Genomic DNA, 2042 nt, shown 5'->3' with positions numbered 1-2042 from the left:
GCTCGAAGATCAAGCAGGTGGCTTCGGGCCGCTTCGGTGTCACCACCGAGTACCTCGCCTCGGCCGACCAGATCCAGATCAAGATGGCCCAGGGCGCCAAGCCGGGTGAGGGTGGCCAGCTGCCGGGTGGCAAGGTGTCCGAGTACATCGGCAAGCTGCGCTACTCGGTGCCGGGTGTCGGCCTCATCAGCCCGCCGCCCCACCACGACATCTACTCCATCGAAGACCTGGCGCAGCTGATCCACGACCTGAAGAACGCCAACCAGCGCGCCGACATCAGCGTGAAGCTGGTGTCCGAAGTGGGCGTGGGCACCATTGCGACGGGCGTGGCCAAGGCCAAGGCCGACCACATCGTGATCGCCGGCCACGACGGCGGCACCGGCGCCTCGCCCTGGTCGAGCATCAAGCACGCCGGCACGCCGTGGGAGCTGGGCCTGGCCGAGACGCAGCAGACCCTGGTGCTCAACCGCCTGCGCGGCCGCGTGCGCGTGCAGGCCGACGGCCAGATGAAGACGGGCCGCGACGTGGTCATCGGTGCGCTGCTCGGTGCCGACGAGTTCGGCTTTGCCACCGCGCCGCTGGTGGTCGAGGGCTGCATCATGATGCGCAAGTGCCACCTCAACACCTGCCCGGTGGGCGTGGCCACGCAAGACCCGGTGCTGCGTGCCAAGTTCCAGGGCCGTCCCGAGCACGTGGTGAACTACTTCTTCTTCGTTGCCGAAGAAGCGCGCCAGATCATGGCGCAGCTGGGCATTCGCAAGTTCGACGACCTCATCGGCCGCGCCGACCTGCTGGACACCAAGAAGGGCATCTCGCACTGGAAGGCCAAGGGCCTGGACTTCAGTCGCATCTTCCATCAGCCGGTCGCACCGGCCGAGGTGGCGCGCCGCCAGGTCGAGACGCAAGACCACGGCCTGGCCCGTGCGCTCGACGTGAAGCTGATCGAGAAGTGCAAGCCCGCCATCGAGCGTGGCGAGAAGGTGCAGATCATCGAGCAGACGCGCAACGTCAACCGCACGGTGGGTGCCATGCTGTCGGGCGAGCTGGTTCGCCATCACCCCGAGGGCCTGCCGGACGAGACCATCTTCATGCAGATGGAAGGCACGGGCGGGCAGAGCTTCGGCGCCTTCCTGGCCAAGGGCATCACGCTGTACCTGATCGGCGACGCCAACGATTACACCGGCAAGGGCTTGTCGGGTGGCCGCGTGGTGGTACGCCCGAGCATTGACTTCCGCGGCGATGCCACGCGCAACATCATCGTCGGCAACACCGTGCTCTACGGTGCCACCAGCGGTGAGGCCTTCTTCCGTGGCGTGGGTGGCGAGCGCTTCGCGGTGCGCCTGTCGGGTGCGACGGCGGTGGTCGAAGGCACCGGCGACCACGGCTGCGAGTACATGACCGGCGGCACCGTCGCCGTGCTCGGCAAGACGGGCCGCAACTTCGCGGCCGGCATGAGCGGTGGCGTGGCCTACGTGTACGACGAAGATGGCCAGTTCGCTTCGCGCTGCAACACCTCCATGGTGTCGCTCGAGAAGGTGCTGAGCGCCACCGAGCAGGAAGCCAGCTCCGACAAGGCGGTGTGGCACCGCGGCGAGACGGACGAAGCCATCCTCAAAAAGCTTCTCAACGACCACCACCGCTGGACGGGCAGCCTGCGCGCGCGCGACATCCTCGACCACTGGGCTGAGGCACGCGGCAAGTTCGTGAAGGTGTTCCCCAACGAGTACAAGCGCGCCCTGGGCGAGATGAACGCGGCCAAGCAGGCCGGCGACACCATTGCCAAAGCAAAGGCCACCGACAAGCCCGCCGGCAAGACCAGCCGCGCCAAGGCCTGAACACAAGACGCGAAGGATCAGACAGCATCATGGGAAAAGTCACCGGCTTCATGGAGTATGAGCGCTTGGAAGAGGGCTACGAGCCCGTCCAGAAGCGCGTCAAGAACTACAAGGAATTCGTCATTGGCCTGAAGGAAGACGAAGCCAAGATCCAGAGCGCCCGCTGCATGGACTGCGGCACGCCGTTCTGCAACAACGGCTGCCCGG

1 protein-coding gene and 1 pseudogene are annotated in these 2042 nt (G+C 66.3%); both read left to right on the top strand.

The window, feature by feature from the left end:
• Positions 1-1835 (top strand): glutamate synthase-related protein (locus tag VFL64_RS19380; protein WP_489542023.1); only part of this gene is annotated, 1835 nt, incomplete at its 5' end.
• Between the two features lie 29 nt (positions 1836-1864).
• Positions 1865-2042, top strand: a pseudogene (gene gltD, locus VFL64_RS19375) (glutamate synthase); the annotation flags it as partial.

Origin of the sequence: Rhizobacter sp. (genome assembly GCF_035702065.1) — a bacterium.
Lineage (GTDB): Bacteria > Pseudomonadota > Gammaproteobacteria > Burkholderiales > Burkholderiaceae_C > Rhizobacter.
Note: the sequence above shows the minus strand (reverse complement) of the source record. Positions and strands in the feature narration are given on the sequence as shown.